Genomic DNA, 15912 nt, shown 5'->3' with positions numbered 1-15912 from the left:
CGGAAAAACTTAACGTAAAAGCCGAATCGTCTGTCGCCATCAATCGCTGATGGCCTCTATACTAGCTCCCCGTTTGTGCACCGCTCTAGTGCATTCGGCTGGAGCGCGACACGTCCCTCCACTCTCCATTCAGAGCCGCCGCAAAATGAGCCTGTTCTCCGCTGTCGAAATGGCACCACGTGATCCAATCCTGGGCCTCAACGAAGCATTCAACGCCGATACCCGTACCAACAAGGTCAACCTGGGGGTCGGTGTTTACTGCAACGAGGAGGGGCGAATTCCACTCCTGCGCGCCGTTGTCGAAGCCGAGACGATTCGTGTCGCTCAACACGCTTCCCGTGGCTACTTGCCAATCGACGGCATCGCCGCTTACGACCAGGCTGTGCAGAAATTGCTGTTTGGCAACGACTCGCCGCTGATCGCTGCAGGCCGGGTCATCACTACCCAGGCCGTTGGCGGCACTGGCGCGCTGAAAATCGGTGCCGACTTCCTCAAGCAACTGCTGCCAAACGCTGTCGTGGCGATCAGCGACCCGAGCTGGGAAAACCACCGCGCGCTGTTCGAAACGGCCGGTTTCCCGGTTCAGAACTATCGTTACTACGACGCCGCAACCCACGACGTGAACCGTGCTGGTTTGCTGGAAGACCTGAACGCCCTGCCGTCCGGTTCGATCGTTGTGCTGCACGCGTGCTGCCACAACCCGACCGGCGTGGACCTGAGCCCGGCAGACTGGAAAAACGTTCTGGACGTGGTGAAAGCCAAAGGTCACGTGCCGTTCCTCGACATGGCCTACCAGGGCTTTGGCGATGGCATCGACGAAGACGCCGCTGCCGTGCGTCTGTTCGCTGAGTCGGGCCTGACGTTCTTCGTTTCCAGCTCGTTCTCCAAATCCTTTTCGTTGTACGGCGAGCGCGTGGGCGCCCTGTCGATCGTCAGCGAATCGAAAGAAGAAAGCGCGCGCGTGCTGTCGCAAGTCAAACGCGTGATCCGCACCAACTACTCCAACCCGCCGACCCACGGTGCAAGCATCGTCGCCGCCGTGTTGAACAGCCCGGAACTGCGCACCCAATGGGAAGAAGAACTGGCTGAAATGCGCCTGCGGATTCGCGGCATGCGCATTCAGATGGTCGACCTGCTTGCCCAGAAAGCGCCCCAGCGTGACTTCAGCTTCGTCGGCCGCCAGCGTGGCATGTTCTCCTACTCCGGCCTGACGGTTGAGCAAGTGACCCGCCTGCGCAGCGAGTTTGGCATCTACGCCCTGGACACCGGCCGCATCTGTGTTGCCGCGCTGAACCAGAGCAACATCGACGTCGTGACCAAGGCCATCGTTGAGGTGATCTGAGTCGTTGAGTGGTAAAAAAACGGGAAGCCCTTGGGCTTCCCGTTTTTTATTTGTCACAGATAATTCTCAAAGCAACGACCCAGGGCTCTAGACTGCACCCACAGGTTTTATGTACACCCCGAAATTCTTACGAGAGCCGACATGAAAAACGATGACCTACGCGCCGACCGCGATGAGCTGGATCACTTCGCGCCTCGCACCCCGGCCAAACGCACTAATAACCTGGTGATGCAAGTCGCTGCCGGCGTGTTTCTCGGCGGCCTGGCCTTGTGGCTGGTGCAACTGACCGCAACGATGCTGTATACCAAATTGATGCTCGCCACCGTCACCTTCGGAGGTTAGGCCAGTTCGGTTGCGCGTTGGCTGGCAGCGTCGTCATAGGCGACATAGAGGGATTCGGCGACCTGGCTTTTGATGGCCTTGGCACTTTCCAGGCCCAGGACGAAACCTTCGGCCTTGCCACCGGCACGGTTCAATTCGTCAGCGGTGCTGGCCTGAGTGATTGCGTCGAACAGTTTTTCGGCGTGAGGACCGACGCCTTTGGGCAGGCTGATCTGAGCGATACTCATGCGAACACCCCGTTGTGGCGAGGCGTGGTGGTTGGTTGATTCATGGCGCGTACCTTTTCGGCGAATGGCCGGCAGCGCGTGTAACCACTTCCGGGCGGCCATGGTAGACCTCTGAGGCGATTCTGGTAACCGCCCACCGTCGATAAACCACCGTCTGTCCCCATGAATCCATCAAGCGGCCAACAGGTACTTGACTTCTCTTTTTGAATCAGTAACATACACGCCATTCCGCGATAGCTCAGTTGGTAGAGCAAGTGACTGTTAATCACTGGGTCCCTGGTTCGAGTCCAGGTCGTGGAGCCATACAAGGTTCCAGAGAGGGCTTCCAAAATCTCTGAAACACCCGAAAAACCTGCCTTCTGGCGGGTTTTTTCGTTTTGGCGTTCCGTCGGATTCCGGTGGGTACCAGCCATTTAAGGGTAGAGTTTGGGATAAAGGTCAGTTCGATAAAAGGGAGTACCCTTATGTCGCGCACTACTGCTCCACTCTCCGACGCCGCTTGCCGTTCGGCCAAGCCCACAGACCGCGCCTACAAGCTTTTCGACGGCGACGGCCTTTACCTTCTAGTCCAACCCAATGGCCGCAAAGGCTGGCGTCTCAGATACGTCAAACCTGATGGCCGGAAGGGCTGACCTCATTCGGCAACTACCCCATCGTTGGCCTCGCGGATGCGCGCCGCAAGCGCTTGGAGGTCAAGCGAATGCTGGCGGATGGCATTGACCCTATAGGAGCCAAGAACCAAGCCAAGACGGACGCTCTGATCAAAGGCCGCACCTTTGAAAGCGTTGCCCTCGGCTGGCACACGGAAATGTCAGCCAAGTGGGCACCGGACTATTCCAAGACAGTGATGAGTCGCCTCAAAACTCACCTCTTCCCGCTGATCGGCGCCCGCGCCATTGTCGACCTTGATACCCACGACCTTATGCGGCCCCTGGACGCGATTAAGAAGCGCGGAACGATAGACATTGCTTTAAGGGTACAAAACTACCTGCAGAGCATCATGCGCGAGGCAAAGCGCCTCCGGCTTATCACCGTAAACCCTGCTTACGACATCGTAGGCTCGATCAAAGCCTCGCGGGTCGTCCACCGCCCCGCTTTATCCTTATCGCGCTTGCCTGAATTGCAGGAACGGATCGACACCTATAAAGGCCGCGCACTTACCCGGCTGACGGTCTTGCTGTCGCTGCACGTGTTTGTACGCTCCAGCGAGCTGCGCTTCGCCCGCTGGAGCGAGTTCGACCTCAAACGTGGCGTCTGGGAAATACCCGACACGCGACCAGCGTTGGAAGGCGTACCCTTTTCCACAAGGGGTACGAAGATGGCAGGCGATATCCATCTTGTACCCTTATCGCCGCAAGCGATCGCCCTGCTCGAGCAGATCCACGCAATCACAGGCAAATTTGACTTGGTGTTCGCAGGCGATACCAAGTCTTGGAAACCAATGTCCGAAAACACTGTGAACAGCGCGCTTCGGAAGATGGGGTACGACACCAAATCCGAGATCTGTGGGCATGGGTTTCGTTCGATGGCCTGCAGCGCACTGATCGAGTCCGGTTTGTGGACGGACACAGCCATCGAGCGGCAGATGAGCCACAAGGAACGCAACAACGTCCGAGCGGCCTACATCCACAAAGCCGAGTTCATCGAGGAGCGGAGGCTGATAATGAACTGGTGGAGTCGCTACCTCGAGGCTAATCAGCAGGAGCATGTCAGCCCACGCGAATTCGCCAATCAGACCGGTGCGAACGTCTCTCGACTAAAAGCAAAACGTGGCGCAACTGAGTAAGCACTCGGTCCTCATATCTCAGTGATCCGCTTGTCCACGCGGGTCCATCCAAACAGGGCTGCAAAGCCGCCCTGTTTGGATGGACCTCACTCAAAAAATCTAAAGCCCACGCAATTGTCTGTGGAAAACCACTGATTTCCATTAGTGAATAATTTCATCCACAGCCGCAGAACTCCCGAAAATTCGAGCCTTGACCCGAAATCTCCACAGGCGTAGAAAAGGCCGGGCAAAGCGCTGTCGTTGACAGCAACCCAGGTAGCCAGAACCTTTAAGGCTACGCCACACCGTGGTGGTTCTCCCAAAGTGCGGGAACGAACTCGTTATTTACGAACCAAAACGTGGTTCGCGTACCCAGATGGTCACTCAAGCGGATCATCCCTACAGTGATTTCTGGTTGCCTATCGGCATCCAAGGCCAGCATCCACTCGGCTGGAACGAATGCTTCGCCCATCAAGCTCGACATATGCTCGAAGCGATAGCAGCAGGCAAGCCAATTGCATCGCGCGCAACTTTTGAGGATGGTTACCGGGTAGCCGAAATCGTGGAAACGATTGCCCGTTCGGCACAATCACGCGTATTTGAGACCGTTAACTTTCGCTCGTGAAAGGGCTGTGTTTCACAAGTCCCTGCTTGCCACGACGAACGAAAATCGAGATGCGTTGCATCACGATTGAGGAACTCAACATGTTGACTGCTCCTGCCCGCCCCCTGCTGGGCTGTATCGCTGACGATTTCACCGGTGCCACTGACCTTGCCAACATGCTGGTGCGCGGCGGCATGCGCACCGTGCAAAGCATCGGCATACCCGGCGCCGATGTCGCCGGGCAGCTCGACGCCGACGCTATCGTCATCGCCCTGAAGTCTCGGACTGTGCCGGCTGCCGATGCCGTGAAGGAGGCGCTCGAAGCGTTGCGCTGGCTGCGTGAGCGTGGCTGCGAACAGATTTTCTTCAAATACTGCTCGACCTTCGACTCGAGCGCGGCCGGCAATATCGGCCAGGTAAGCGAAGCCCTGCTTGGCGCACTGAACAGTGATTTCACCCTCGCGTGTCCAGCCTTCCCGGAAAACGGTCGCACGGTCTTTCGCGGGCATTTGTTCGTAGAGGACCAATTACTCAGCGAGTCGGGCATGCAGCATCACCCGCTGACACCGATGACTGACGCCAATCTGGTTCGCGTGCTGCAATCGCAGACCCAGGGCAAAGTCGGCCTGCTGCGCTATGACACCGTGTCCAATGGAGTCGAGAGCATTCGAACCCGCATGGCGCAGCTTCGCGCCGACGGTATACGCATGGCGGTCGCCGATGCCTTGTCCAATGCGGATCTCTACGTATTGGGCGAAGCCTGCGCCGATCTTGCGCTGTTGACGGGTGGTTCGGGGCTGGCGCTGGGCTTGCCGGATAACTTTCGTCGTGCCGGTAAGTTACGTGACCTGGACGCCGCTCAAGTGCCAATGGTGGAAGGCGGCGAAGTGGTTCTCGCCGGCAGCGCTTCGCAAGCTACCAATGGGCAAGTAGCGACCTGGTTGCAGGCAGGTCGTCCGGCCTTTCGTGTCGATCCGCTGGCATTGGCTGCGGGTAATCCAGTCGTTGAGGAGGCGCTGACCTTCGCCGGTGACAGTGCAGAAACGGTACTGATCTACGCCACCAGCACCCCGGATGAGGTCAAGGCCGTACAACGTGAGTTGGGGACCGAGCGCGCGGGGAACATGGTTGAGCAGGCCATGGGCAGGATAGCCAGCGGGCTGCACAAGACAGGTGTTCGTCGCTTTGTGGTCGCCGGAGGGGAAACCTCGGGGGCCGTGGTTCAGGCTCTGAATATCCAGCTATTGCGGATCGGTGCGCAAATCGACCCTGGTGTGCCCGCATGCGTCACTACGCCTGGGGAACCACTGGCCCTGGCGCTCAAGTCCGGCAACTTTGGTGGCCCTGATTTCTTCGCCAAGGCTCTTAAGCAGCTGGCGGGAGTTCAAGCATGAGCAACGAAAACGCCCTGCGCGAAGAGATCTGTGACGTCGGCGGTCTGTTGTATAGCCGTGGCTACACGGTGGGTAGTGCCGGCAACATCAGCGCCCGGCTGGATGACGGTTGGCTGATCACTCCCACGGACGCTTGCCTGGGCCGTCTGGACCCGGCCTCGGTTTCCAAGGTTAACCTGGCAGGGAAATGGGTCAGCGGAGACAAACCGTCAAAAACCCTGGCCTTGCACCGTCAGGTCTATGATCGCAACCCAGGAGTCGGAGGCGTGGTACACACCCACTCGACTCATCTGGTGGCGCTGACGTTGGCGGGGGTCTGGCACAGGGATGACATCCTGCCGCCGCTGACCCCCTATCAAGTGATGAAGGTCGGGCACATTCCGTTAATCCCCTATGAACGTCCCGGCTCACCGAAGGTGGCCGAACGTGTTGCGCAACTGGCCAACAGCGTGCGCGGGGTAATGCTGGAGCGGCTGGGTCCGGTGGTGTGGGAAAGCTCGGTATCCAGAGCGAGCTATGCCCTGGAAGAGCTTGAAGAAACGGCTCGCCTTTGGCTGATGAGTAATCCCAAACCGACCCCGCTCCACCGAGCGGCACTGGATGAATTACACGAGGCTTTTGGTGTTCAGTGGTAACCCCCCAGCCGTACGATTGTTTTACTGATTTCAGGAGCCTACATGCCTCGTTTCGCTGCCAACCTCAGCATGCTCTACCCGGAACACAATTTTCTTGACCGTTTCGCCGCGGCCGCCGCCGATGGTTTTCAGGCGGTGGAATACATGTTCCCCTACGACTACAGCGCACAACAATTGAAACAGCGGCTCGACGACAATGGCCTGATCCAGGCCCTGTTCAACGCTCCACCCGGCAATATGGAGGCAGGCGAAAAAGGCACCGTGTCCTTACCTGGCCGTGAATCAGAGTTTCGCGCCGGTTTCGACCAGGCCCTGGAATATGCCGCGGTACTGGGCAATGACCGCATCCACGTCATGGCCGGACTGCTGGCGTGCGAAACAGACCGTGCCAGACACCATGGGACCTACCTGGAAAACCTCAGCCACGCGGCGACAGAAGCGGCCAAGCTTGGCATCACCGTTTTGCTGGAGCCGATCAACACTCGCGACATTCCGGGGTTTTTCCTCAACCACCAACATCAGGCACAGGCCATCTGCAAAGCAGTCGGCAAGGCCAATCTCAAGGTCCAGTTCGACATCTACCATTGTCAGATCGTAGAGGGTGACGTGGCGACGAAGCTGCGTCGGGATTTCGACGGCGTCGGTCATATTCAGATCGCAGGAGTGCCAGATCGCCACGAGCCGGACATGAACAATGAGTTGAATTATCCCTACCTGTTCGAGCTGATCGATCAATTGGGTTACAGCGGCTGGGTGGGTTGCGAGTATAGACCGCGCGGCAACACCTCCGAGGGTTTGAAATGGTTGCGCGATTGGCAGGCCGGTCAATCCAAGGCGAGTCATAGCTTCCAGGCCGGCGACTAAATGTGACAAGCACTGCTCTGGATACTGCTGTCCACTGATGTCCGTATATGGGTCGATTCCGGCCGGTCGTCATCGGCAGTAATCGCCCCAAAGCAGCCGATCCCGACAGACAGCAAACGGCATCGAATTACCTCACCCCACTTCCAACGCTGTAGTCACGAATCACGTCGGTCAGTCATAGGCGCATGTTGTGCCATCAGCTCAGCGACCCAATCGATGAACACGCGCACCTTGATGCTGATATGCCGGTTCGGCGGAAATGCCACGTATATCGGCATCGGATCGAGACGCCAGTCCTCGAACAAGGGCACCAGCTCGCCGCGCGCCAGGTGGGCCTTGGACATATAGTCTGGCAGCCAAAGAACACCCAGGCCGGCCAGGCCAGCCGCGATATAGGCATTGCCATCGTCAACCGATAACACGTAGCGACCCTGGATCTGGACACTCTCGCCGTTGCGGCGCATGGCGTACGGCAGAGCCTTGCCGGTGCGCGCCCACAGGAAGCCGACGATACGATGATGCGAATCTTCCAGTTCTCGCGGATGCAAGGGCGTACCGAGGCGTTCCAGGTAGCTCGGCGCCGCATAAACGCCAAGCTGGAGGTCGCCTACCCGCCGTGCCATTAGAGACTGATCGGTTAGCTCGCCGCCGCGCACGACACAATCCACATTCTCACCGATCAGATCCACGATGCGATCGCTTACGCCCATGTCGATCTGGATATCGGGGTATCGAGCATGAAACGCAGGCAATGCCGGCACTAGAATCATACTAGCCAGCGGGCTGGGCACATCCACTCGCAACCGGCCCCTGGGCAGCGCTGAGGCACTGGACAGGCTAGTCTCGGCATCGTCCAGGTCGGCCAGCAGCCGCACCACGCGTTCGTAATAGACGGCGCCGTCGGCCGTTACGTTGACCTTGCGGGTCGTGCGGTTGAGCAATTTGACGCGCAACCGTGCCTCCAGTTGCTGCACCAGTTGCGACACGCCGGTCTTGCTCATATGCAGTGTTTCGGCCGCCTTGGTGAAGCTGCCAACTTCCACCACCCGGGCAAATGCCTGCATCGCATCGAAACGGTCCATTACTGCCCCGGATAGCTATCGGATTGTTTGGGGTTTACGAACAGTGATAGCTACAGTTGCTCGTTTATCGGGCAAGCACAAGTCCTTAAAGTCCTTTCATCGTTAGTTCAGGGTCGGTTTTGACCCGTTGATGGAGGCAAGATATGACAAAGCGTGATGTTGTTTTTCCGCCCGGACGCCAGGCGCTTTATGAGCGCAATCGCTATTCGCCGGCGATCCGCTCCAATGGCTTCTTGTTCGTTTCGGGGCAAGTCGGTAGTAACGAAGACGGCTCGCCCGAACCCGACCTGGAGGCGCAGGTCCGGCTCGCGTTCAACAATCTGAACGCGATCCTGGTCGCTGCCGGTTGCACATTTAACGACGTGATTGACATAACCATCTTCATCGTCGATCCCGAATCGAAGTTCGAAGCGATCTGGAAGGTTGTCCCGGAGTTCTGGGGTCACTCGCCGCACCCGACGTTAACCGCCGTCGGCGTAACGTGGCTCTATGGCTTCCAGTTCGAGATCAAGGTGATCGCCAAGCTTCCAGAAACCACCAAGAGCTGATCTGACCAGCGATAGCGACCGCCTGCCGCGCTTTCATGACGACACACACGATGGGCCGGCGATCGCGCTCGATGCATTCCGCAAAGGGCAGACCTCGAGTCCAGGCCGTGCCAGACAGCAATATCGAAAAGCCCCTGAATCGAAAGGTTCAGGGGCTTTTTTGTGGGCGACAGATCTACAGCCCTTTTAGCGAGTGCAGCCGTCAGACATGCTCACTGCTTTTCGAATGCACCGCCCGCGGCTCCGTGGAACCATGGCCCGCCTCCACCACCGGAATCTCATTCCCGTCGCAGTCACGCAGTTTACCTTCGCTGAAGTAATCCCCTTCGCGCAACGCTGCCAGATCCTGATAACGCAGGACGCGTTCAGTACCGGCCGCGAACACCGATTGCTGATCCGAGTTACCGGCGGTGAGGTGGTTGAAGGTCAGGTTGAGCACGATGGCCATGATTGCCGAGGAGCTGATGCCTGAGTGGAAGATCGTGGCGAACCAGCTTGGGAAGTGGTCGTAGAAATTCGGTGCCGCGATCGGAATCATGCCGAAGCCGATGGAGGTCGCGACAATGATCAGGTTGACGTTGTTGCGGTAGTCGACCTTGGACAGCGTACGAATACCGCTGGCCGCCACGGTGCCGAACAGCACGATACCGGCGCCGCCGAGAACAGAAGTCGGTACCGCGGCGATGACCCGGCCCATAAACGGCAGTAAACCGAGGATCACCAAAAACAAGCCACCGGTAGCCACCACGAAGCGGCTCTTGATGCCGGTCACCGCCACCAGCCCGACGTTCTGGGCGAAGGCGCTTTGGGTGAAGGAGCCGAAGATCGGCGCGATCATGCTCGACAGCATGTCGGCGCGCAGGCCGTTGCCCAGGCGTTTGGAGTCGACCTTGGTGTCGATGATTTCACCCACCGCCAGGATGTCAGCCGAGGTTTCCACCAGGGTCACCATCACCACGATGCACATCGACAGGATCGCGGCGAAGTGGAAGGTCGGCATGCCGAAATGGAAGGGTGTCGGGAAGCCGAACATTGGACCCTGGGTGACCGACGAGAAGTCTGCCATGCCGAGGAACACTGCGATCACCGTACCGATGACCATGGCCAACAGAATCGACAAACGAGAGATGGTCGCGCTGCCGATCTTGCTCAACAGCAGAACCAACACCAGCGTCACGGCCGCCAGACCAATGTTCGCCATGCTGCCGAAGTCCGGGGCGTGGCTGTTGCCGCCCATGGCCCAACGAGCGGCTACCGGCATCAGCGTCAGGCCGATGGTGGTGATCACGATGCCCGTCACCAATGGCGGGAAAAACTTGGTGATGCGTGAGAATACCGGCGTGATCAGCAAACCTATCAGGGAGGCGGCAATCACCGCCCCGAGAATCGATTGAAATCCGCCCTCCCCGCCGCTGCTGACAATCGCCACCATCGTCGCGACTCCAGAGAACGACACGCCCTGCACCAGCGGCAACTGACAACCGAAAAACGGTAAACCGAGGGTTTGCAGTAATGTCGCCAAGCCCCCCGCAAACAATGAAGCAGCAATCAACAAACCGATGTCCGCTGGCGAGAGCCCGGCCGCCTGGCCGATGATCAAAGGCACCGCGACAATGCCGCCGTACATGGTCAGAACGTGTTGCAGGCCGTAAGCCATATTCGCGCCGACACCGAGATTTTCGTCCTCAGGCCGTAGGTGTGAAACAGGGGGCGTTTTCATGGTGTGGGGGGTTCCCTGGTTTTTGTTGTGCGCATACTGTATGCAAGAGTCAGGACAAATGTCTATAGAGTTGTATACAACTAGCCAGTCAGATTACGGACACCTGTCCACGCGGTCCTTTACCTGCGCAGCCTCCCCCCCAAAACTTTTGAAATACATCCTTTCTTTGCCTCCTCCCTCGCCCGCTAGTCTTTGGAGTTCCAAGCGACCGTCGGCACGGACGCCTCTCGCTTATACATATAAAGTATGCATAATGAAGCCATTCGAAATTCAGTATCACAAGGCAAAGAACGCAGCTAACAAATTAAAGCATCAAGGAATCAGCCTCGCGGAAACCGAGGCCGTGTTTTATGACGAGAGAGCCCTCTCGTTGCAAGACAACCATCACGATGAGCCTCGGTGGATCATCATGGGGCTGGATGCCAAAGGTCGTTTATTGGTCGTTGCGTACACCTATCGCGATCCGAATTTCGTTCGAATCATTTCCGCGCGCATCGCCACAAAAAACGAGCGCCGGCGCTATACGGAGGTTTGATCAATGAAAGACGAGTACGACTTCAGCAATGCCAAACGCGGAGCAGTTGCTTGCGGCAAAGGCAAAACCCGAATTACCATCATGCTGGATGATGTCGTCATAGAGGCTGCTCGCTCTATGGCCGAGAGCGAGGGATTTGGCTATCAGACTGTGATCAACAACACCTTGCGCCAGGCCTTACTCACCGATAAAGGCAAAACGGCGGAGCCGGATCAGTGCACCGCTGTGGCGAACGCGGGACATTTCAAAGAAGGGATTACGGCCTGCGAATTGCGCAGTCTGGAGAAAAAACTCTCAGAGGTACTCAGCGAAATCCACCGAGTGATGGAGTCTTGATCCTGCCTCATGAGCACTGTCGAGCGATTCACGCCCGCGTGCCACTGTTTGGTAGTAAAGCTGAGCTAGCTTGATTCAATCAGCCCCCCAAACACCCGCTTCAACCCGGCATGCACCGGCACCCGAATTGCGAACTCACGCTCCAGCAACCCGATCAACTCATCCACATTCGCCACTTGCCGTCTTTCAGTCTCACTGCCGATACGATGAATCGCAAAATTGCCGTTATTCAGCGTGCGTCGCCATCCCTCCCCTGTGCGCGCCACCATCAACTGTCTGGTAAAAGATGATTCGGGATGGGTCGAGACGTACCAGTTGCCAACGACGTAATCGATGTCTTCCTGGCGCTGCAAATCGAAAATGTACATCGCCCGCCATTCGCCCGCGACATTGGCAAGGAGGGTGTAGCCATCCTGGTGCTGTTCGATGCGATAGGGTTCGTGAGGTGTGAGCTGTTCAGCCGAGGTATCGAGCATCAGCGGTGCGGTGGGCACCATGCCGCCGAAGCCGACGTCAGTGATGTAGCGCACGCCGTCCAGGGTTACCAGGCTCAAGCGGTGCGTACGGGCGGTCCACGCGCCTTCGGGCTGGCCCATGACCACTCGGCCGGAGATGCCGCGAGCATCGAAGCCCAGTGCCTGGAGCAAGGCCAGAAACAGGTTGTTGAGTTCGTAGCAGTAACCGCCGCGACCGTCGTGCAGGACCTTTTGCTCAATGGACGGCAGGTCGATGAGTACCGGCTGACCCGACAACGTACTGAGGTTTTCGAACGGGAAGGCGCCGGTGTGACGCAGCTGAAGTTGGCGCAGGGTTTCCAGGGTCGGCGCCGGAGGTGCGTCGAAGCCCAGGCGCTGCAGGTACAACGCAAGATTGCTCAGGTGTGGCTCGCTCATTGCTCAGTCCTTATGCTGGGGCCGCGGATTTCTCCACCGATGGGCGCCATGTATAAGGGATAAAGCGGCTCGACTGACAATTGATTTAGCCAATCGCCGCACACGTCAAGATCAACGCCGCTTGCGCGAACTCAAGCGAATCCACGTCGGCGCATGATCGCTGGCATGCGGCTCGTTGCGAACCCAGGCATCCACTCCCGCCTCATGCAGATAAGGGCTCAGCGCCGGGTTAAGCAGCAAATGATCGATGCGCAGGCCTGAGTTTTTCTGCCAGTGCTGGCGAAAATAATCCCAGAACGTATAGAGCCGATCCTCCGGATACAGTTGGCGCAAGGAATCGGTCCAGCCCTGGGCCAGCAGGCGCTGATAACACTCGCGGCTTTCAGGTTGCAGCAACGCATCCTTCAGCCAGGATCGCGGGTTGTAGATGTCCAGGTCGGTAGGCACCACGTTGTAGTCACCGGCCAGCACCACGGGATGCTCACTGGCCTGAAGCGTTTGCGCGTAGTGGATCAGCCGCTCGAACCACGCCAGCTTGTAATCAAACTTCGGCCCCGGCTGCGGGTTGCCATTGGGCAAGTACAGGCAGCCCACCAGAATCCCGTGCACGGCGGCCTCCAGATACCGGCTACGGGTGTCGCTGTCATCGCCCGGCAAACCTCGACAACTCTCCAGCGGCTGTGCACCCCGCGCCAAAATCGCCACCCCGTTCCACGAAGACTGACCTTGCCAGATCGCGCCGTAGCCAGCGGCCTCAAGCTCGGCGGCGGGGAATGCACTGTCGACCGACTTGAGCTCCTGCAAACAGGCAATGTCCGGCTGCTCTCGCTCAAGCCAGGCCAGCAAGTTCGGCAGTCGGGCGCGCATGCCGTTGACGTTGAACGTCGCGATTCTCAGGTTCTTCATGTTCCAACGCTCGCAATGGCGGGTCGATATCCAGTTGTGACCGGGGTGCGCCCCGGCAGTTGCCACCACGAGCGAGACAGGCGACTAAAGGCACGCCCCTACACTGGAAACTCGTCATGCGACGCCTTGAGCAACGGAAGCAAGGCCTGTTTCTCCATAGGCCGACTCAAGTAGAAACCCTGCACTTCATTGCACTGGTCCGAGACCAGGAAGTCCAGTTGCTCCAGGGTTTCGACCCCCTCTGCCGTCACGGTCAGGCCCATGGCCTTGCCCAGGTTGATGATTGCCTGCACCACGGCGCGGTCATTGCCGCCGCTGCTCATGGACGAGATGAATCGCTTGTCGATCTTGATCCCGTCGAACGGGTACGTGCGCAGGTAGCCCAAGGACGAATAGCCGGTGCCGAAGTCGTCCATGTTCAACCGCACACCCAGCTCCTTGAGCGCATTCATGGTCGCCAACGCGCCCTCGACATCGATGAGCATCACGTTTTCGGTGATCTCCAGCTCCAGGCGACTGGCCGGTAAACGGGTTTGGATCAACGCTTCCCTGACGTCCTCCACCACATCGCTGCGGGCAAATTGAACCGGCGACAAATTGACCGACACCATCAACGCACCGGGCCAGGTCAGGGCCGTTTCACAGGCCTCGCGCAACACCCAACGCCCCAAAGGCACGATCAGGTCAGTCTGCTCGGCCAATGGGATAAACGCGTCGGGGCTCAGCAGCCCCTGTTCCGGATGCTGCCAGCGCAGCAACGCTTCCACCGAGACGACCTGCTTGCCGCCCATGTTGTAGCGCGGCTGGTAATGCATCACGAACTCGTTGTTCTGGATCGCCCGGCGCAGGTCGTTTTCCAGTTGCCGACGGTGCTGGATCTGATCGTTCATGTGCGGCGCAAAGTAGCACCAGGTCTTCTTGCCGTTGGATTTAGCCTGGTACAGCGCAATGTCGGCACACCGGATCAGCTCATTGGGAATGTGACCCTGACGCCGACTCAAGGCGACACCGATGCTCGCCCCAATGTGTAGCGTGTGATGCTCGTAATGAATCGGCTGGTGCAGGCTCTCGAGCAAGCGCTCGCAGAACCGGTCGATTTCAGCGTGGCTGTCCATGCCGTTGAGCACCAGCACAAACTCATCGCCACCGAGCCGAGCGACCAGATCAATGTCCCGCGTGCACTCGCGCAATCGGGTGGCAACTTCCAGCAGCACTGCGTCGCCGGCCGGGTGGCCGAGGGAATCGTTGATCGGCTTGAAGTTATCCAGATCGATCATCAACAGCGCCAGCGCCGCCGAATGCTCTTTCTGCGCCAGGGCCTCATCGAGGAAACGCGCCAGTTTGTTGCGATTCGGCAGCCCCGTCAGGGCATCGTGCAACGACAGGTGCTGGATCTGGGCATGGGCGGCGACTTCATCGGTGATGTCGCTGGCCGTCCCGCGATAGCCCAGCACTGCGCCCTTGCGATGGATCGGTCGTGCCGAAACCCGGCAAATACGCTGTTGCCCCAACTGGTCGCGATAGGAGCAGCGCAAATGGCTGACAGGCTGTTCTTCATTGAGCTTATGCAGCCACAGCGACAAGGGAATCGTATCGCAATTGAGCAGTTGCTCGATGTTCTGCCCTATCCATTGCTGATCGGAATAACCAGTGACGGTGGCGAAACGTCCTGACAGATAAGAGATGCAATGTTTGTCGTCGATTTCCCAGATCCAGTCGGAAGCGGCTTCAGCCACTGCACGAAAACGTTCTTCACTGGCTTCCAGCGCCTGGTTCGATAAATCGAGGCTGGTGTAGCTGGCATCCACGTGCCCGGACGTGCGTAAGACATACCGGAAGAAACAAGCCGTTAACAACGCCAGCACCAACAGCGCGCCGCCCAATGGCGGCAGCAGCGACCAGAGCAACTGATGACCCGGTTGTTCAAGTCGGGAAACCAGGCTGTAGCCGGTGCCCGCCAGTGCCACGGCTGGCCTGCCGGGCGCGATGGCGTCATCAGGCGCCAGGTTTAAATCATGCAAACCGTAATCAGTGCTCAGGGCGCTGAGCTTGTCAGGGCTTAATGGGTCGACGAACACCAGCACCGAGGTGCTTTGAGGATCGGCCGCCGGCCTTTCGTCATTGGGGACGATCGCGGCAGCCGTCAGCAATGCCGGTTTGCCCTCGAACAGCGTGAAATGGCTGACGGGATCAATGAGGCTTTCCTGACTCTGGACTGCCTGTATCAGCGTCGCCATCGATGCCGAAAGATAGGTGGTCGCCGCCTCCTGCACCTGAACCCCACGCACCACCGCGTACTTGGTTTGCTGATGATCGACCACGAAGACGCCATCGTAGTGATCGATGCTGAACAAGGTTTTGCCCAGGTTCTGCTCGACGTAGGCCCATTGCACATCGACCTTGCCGTTCAAATGGTCGTAAGCGGTCGTCCAGTTTGCATAACTGGCGACGTAGTTTTTCGAGGCGGTGATGCGGTTTTCCAGCGCACGCTGGGTGTAGAAAGTGGTCTTGGCCAGATCCTGGGCGTCCAGCCGCCCGGCAATGTTGAACAAGGCTAACAAGGCGATCAGCACACCCAGAACAAACAGCAGGCCGACGACAAACACCAGGCTGCGGGTGATCGGCGTATGACGGGGAGCAACGACGGTGGTAACGGCAGTCATATCCATGCACTTGATCCTGTCAATCGATTGCCTGATCGGGATGCGACGCTCGCAAT

The 15912-nt window shown here is 58.4% G+C and carries 15 protein-coding genes, 1 tRNA gene and 1 pseudogene; 11 read left to right on the top strand and 6 right to left on the bottom strand.

Translation table 11 applies throughout. The features are described from left to right. Positions 1–145 precede the first annotated feature (145 nt). Entirely contained in the window at positions 146–1342 is a 1197-nt protein-coding gene (locus ACYZT7_RS11725) for an amino acid aminotransferase (RefSeq protein WP_462041134.1), read from the top strand. 141 nt (positions 1343–1483) lie between these two features. Further along, positions 1484–1684, top strand: coding sequence for a hypothetical protein (locus ACYZT7_RS11720; RefSeq protein WP_462041133.1), 201 nt, complete (start codon positions 1484–1486; stop codon positions 1682–1684). On the opposite strand, the gene ACYZT7_RS11715 is transcribed toward ACYZT7_RS11720, so the two are convergent. Then, positions 1681–1911, bottom strand: coding sequence for a hypothetical protein (locus tag ACYZT7_RS11715; RefSeq protein WP_033061947.1), 231 nt, complete (start codon positions 1909–1911; stop codon positions 1681–1683). The two genes, ACYZT7_RS11720 and ACYZT7_RS11715, sit on opposite strands and share 4 nt — an antisense overlap. Positions 1912–2138: 227 nt before the next feature. Between ACYZT7_RS11715 and ACYZT7_RS11710 the strand changes: the two genes are divergently transcribed. The 6 genes and pseudogenes from ACYZT7_RS11710 to otnI all read left to right on the top strand — a co-directional run bounded on the left by ACYZT7_RS11710 (position 2139) and on the right by otnI (position 7173). Further along, positions 2139–2214, top strand: a tRNA-Asn gene (locus tag ACYZT7_RS11710). Positions 2215–2375: 161 nt separating this feature from the next. Continuing rightward, a pseudogene (locus tag ACYZT7_RS11705) lies at positions 2376–3697 on the top strand (tyrosine-type recombinase/integrase). 355 nt (positions 3698–4052) lie between these two features. Then, on the top strand, positions 4053–4301 hold the full coding sequence (locus ACYZT7_RS11700; RefSeq protein WP_462041132.1) for a hypothetical protein: 249 nt from the start codon (positions 4053–4055) through the stop codon (positions 4299–4301). Between the two features lie 80 nt (positions 4302–4381). Beyond that, a complete protein-coding gene (gene otnK, locus ACYZT7_RS11695) occupies positions 4382–5674 on the top strand; it encodes a 3-oxo-tetronate kinase (protein ID WP_462041131.1) in 1293 nt (430 codons plus the stop codon). Continuing rightward, a complete protein-coding gene (otnC, locus tag ACYZT7_RS11690; RefSeq protein WP_462041130.1) occupies positions 5671–6309 on the top strand; it encodes a 3-oxo-tetronate 4-phosphate decarboxylase in 639 nt (212 codons plus the stop codon). Before otnK ends, otnC begins: the two co-directional genes overlap by 4 nt. Positions 6310–6351: 42 nt before the next feature. Beyond that, positions 6352–7173 (top strand): 2-oxo-tetronate isomerase, encoded by an 822-nt coding sequence (gene otnI, locus ACYZT7_RS11685; RefSeq protein ID WP_462041129.1) that lies wholly within the window; start codon positions 6352–6354, stop codon positions 7171–7173. 155 nt (positions 7174–7328) lie between these two features. On the opposite strand, the gene ACYZT7_RS11680 is transcribed toward otnI, so the two are convergent. Then, the gene (locus tag ACYZT7_RS11680) at positions 7329–8255 is read right to left on the bottom strand and encodes a LysR family transcriptional regulator (protein ID WP_462041128.1); all 927 of its coding nucleotides are present in this window, start codon (positions 8253–8255) and stop codon (positions 7329–7331) included. A gap of 143 nt (positions 8256–8398) precedes the next feature. On the opposite strand from ACYZT7_RS11680, the gene ACYZT7_RS11675 reads away from it, so the two are divergent. Beyond that, a complete protein-coding gene (locus tag ACYZT7_RS11675) occupies positions 8399–8803 on the top strand; it encodes a RidA family protein (RefSeq protein ID WP_462041127.1) in 405 nt (134 codons plus the stop codon). Between the two features lie 202 nt (positions 8804–9005). On the opposite strand, the gene ACYZT7_RS11670 is transcribed toward ACYZT7_RS11675, so the two are convergent. Beyond that, complete coding sequence (locus tag ACYZT7_RS11670) at positions 9006–10523, bottom strand: nucleobase:cation symporter-2 family protein (protein ID WP_462041126.1); 1518 nt, start codon at positions 10521–10523, stop codon at positions 9006–9008. A gap of 253 nt (positions 10524–10776) precedes the next feature. On the opposite strand from ACYZT7_RS11670, the gene ACYZT7_RS11665 reads away from it, so the two are divergent. Together ACYZT7_RS11665 and ACYZT7_RS11660 are read left to right on the top strand one after the other, a co-directional pair. Beyond that, positions 10777–11058 (top strand): BrnT family toxin, encoded by a 282-nt coding sequence (locus ACYZT7_RS11665; RefSeq protein WP_462041125.1) that lies wholly within the window; start codon positions 10777–10779, stop codon positions 11056–11058. A 3-nt stretch (positions 11059–11061) separates the two neighbouring features. After that, the gene (locus tag ACYZT7_RS11660; protein WP_462041124.1) at positions 11062–11394 is read left to right on the top strand and encodes a BrnA antitoxin family protein; all 333 of its coding nucleotides are present in this window, start codon (positions 11062–11064) and stop codon (positions 11392–11394) included. Between the two features lie 65 nt (positions 11395–11459). Here ACYZT7_RS11660 and ACYZT7_RS11655 read toward each other — a convergent pair whose 3' ends face one another. From ACYZT7_RS11655 to ACYZT7_RS11645, 3 genes are all read right to left on the bottom strand, one after another. Beyond that, complete coding sequence (locus ACYZT7_RS11655; RefSeq protein WP_462041123.1) at positions 11460–12287, bottom strand: arylamine N-acetyltransferase family protein; 828 nt, start codon at positions 12285–12287, stop codon at positions 11460–11462. A 111-nt stretch (positions 12288–12398) separates the two neighbouring features. Continuing rightward, on the bottom strand, positions 12399–13193 hold the full coding sequence (locus tag ACYZT7_RS11650) for an exodeoxyribonuclease III (protein WP_462041122.1): 795 nt from the start codon (positions 13191–13193) through the stop codon (positions 12399–12401). Between the two features lie 98 nt (positions 13194–13291). Next, positions 13292–15862 (bottom strand): bifunctional diguanylate cyclase/phosphodiesterase, encoded by a 2571-nt coding sequence (locus ACYZT7_RS11645; RefSeq protein ID WP_462041121.1) that lies wholly within the window; start codon positions 15860–15862, stop codon positions 13292–13294. Between the last annotated feature and the right edge of the window lie 50 nt (positions 15863–15912).

The sequence above is a fragment of the Pseudomonas sp. RT4P38 genome (assembly GCF_054897765.1).
This window is presented reverse-complemented; position numbering and strand designations above follow the sequence as displayed.

Coding starts and splice junctions, on each gene's coding strand:
- otnC (WP_462041130.1), top strand. CDS start 5,671: ATGAGCAACGAAAACGCCCTGCGCGAAGAGATCTGTGACGTCGGCGGT.
- ACYZT7_RS11650 (WP_462041122.1), bottom strand. CDS start 13,193: ATGAAGAACCTGAGAATCGCGACGTTCAACGTCAACGGCATGCGCGCC.
- ACYZT7_RS11725 (WP_462041134.1), top strand. CDS start 146: ATGAGCCTGTTCTCCGCTGTCGAAATGGCACCACGTGATCCAATCCTG.
- ACYZT7_RS11655 (WP_462041123.1), bottom strand. CDS start 12,287: ATGAGCGAGCCACACCTGAGCAATCTTGCGTTGTACCTGCAGCGCCTG.
- ACYZT7_RS11665 (WP_462041125.1), top strand. CDS start 10,777: ATGAAGCCATTCGAAATTCAGTATCACAAGGCAAAGAACGCAGCTAAC.
- ACYZT7_RS11645 (WP_462041121.1), bottom strand. CDS start 15,862: ATGGATATGACTGCCGTTACCACCGTCGTTGCTCCCCGTCATACGCCG.
- ACYZT7_RS11675 (WP_462041127.1), top strand. CDS start 8,399: ATGACAAAGCGTGATGTTGTTTTTCCGCCCGGACGCCAGGCGCTTTAT.
- ACYZT7_RS11720 (WP_462041133.1), top strand. CDS start 1,484: ATGAAAAACGATGACCTACGCGCCGACCGCGATGAGCTGGATCACTTC.
- ACYZT7_RS11680 (WP_462041128.1), bottom strand. CDS start 8,255: ATGGACCGTTTCGATGCGATGCAGGCATTTGCCCGGGTGGTGGAAGTT.
- ACYZT7_RS11670 (WP_462041126.1), bottom strand. CDS start 10,523: ATGAAAACGCCCCCTGTTTCACACCTACGGCCTGAGGACGAAAATCTC.
- otnK (WP_462041131.1), top strand. CDS start 4,382: ATGTTGACTGCTCCTGCCCGCCCCCTGCTGGGCTGTATCGCTGACGAT.
- otnI (WP_462041129.1), top strand. CDS start 6,352: ATGCCTCGTTTCGCTGCCAACCTCAGCATGCTCTACCCGGAACACAAT.
- ACYZT7_RS11660 (WP_462041124.1), top strand. CDS start 11,062: ATGAAAGACGAGTACGACTTCAGCAATGCCAAACGCGGAGCAGTTGCT.
- ACYZT7_RS11715 (WP_033061947.1), bottom strand. CDS start 1,911: ATGAGTATCGCTCAGATCAGCCTGCCCAAAGGCGTCGGTCCTCACGCC.
- ACYZT7_RS11700 (WP_462041132.1), top strand. CDS start 4,053: ATGGTCACTCAAGCGGATCATCCCTACAGTGATTTCTGGTTGCCTATC.